General features: G+C 37.2%; 1 protein-coding gene. It reads left to right on the plus strand.

Annotated features, from left to right (window positions below; genetic code table 11):
- The first annotated feature begins 284 nt into the window (after positions 1-284).
- Positions 285-923, plus strand: coding sequence for a DUF6266 family protein (locus AC2A1C_RS15815; RefSeq protein WP_484026895.1), 639 nt, complete (start codon positions 285-287; stop codon positions 921-923).
- The last annotated feature ends 12 nt before the right edge of the window (positions 924-935 follow it).

Raw genomic sequence — 935 nt, forward strand, 5'->3', positions numbered from 1 at the left:
CATCGAACAAGCATCGAACAAACATCGAAGAAAGGATATAGAAAGGATATAGAATGGATATAGAAAAGATATACAACGGATATAGAAAATGATATTATGTTAAATGAAAAAATGAATTTTTATAGTATGAAATTGAAAATCAAAATTTTAAATACCAAAGTATAAATCAAAATAAAATACGTCGAGTTCTGTCTCTACCCACAATCACCTTTACAAAAAAAATTACCTGCAGGTACTTTCAGAAAAATTTAAGTAACAAATATTAATCTAAAAAAACATTTATTATGGGTAAGTTATATGACTCACTGTTATCGGGCACTTCGGGACGTACAGGACGTATCGTGGTAGCCAATGTATTCGGAAATGAAATTACAAGGGTTCGCCCGAAAAAACGCACTTCTCCACCTTCAGGCAAGCAGCTCCTCATCCAGAATAGGATGAAAAGCTGTGCAGAATTTATGCAGTCCTATCGTGGATATGCATGCAAATATTTCGGAATCCGAAGTGGCATGAAATCCAGCTACAATCAGGCTATGACCAACCTGATGGAAAATTTTATCATTAATTATGCAGCATCCAGTATCACGCCGGATTATCCTGCAATAGTCTTTTCTAAAGGAAACCTTCTGGCTCCCGTTCCGGTTTCGCTACAGCTTCCCGATGTGGCATTATTGGAAATTAACTGGCAGGATAATTCGGGAGACGATGCCGATAGGAAAAACGATTTAGCCCAGATCCTGATCGCTGCCGAAAACCAAACCGCAACTTTCTTTATAGAAAATGCTGCAAAACGTACCGATACGTTTTATAAGGCTAATCTCCCGCTTAACTTCCAAAACAAAACTCTTCATGTTTGGATAGCGTTTCGTACGGCAAATGGAGAGATAGCGTCCAATTCTCAATATTTAGGAAGTGTTTCTTAAAAAAATACTCTG

This window comes from Chryseobacterium sp. HNCC26DJ241, from assembly GCF_057180505.1.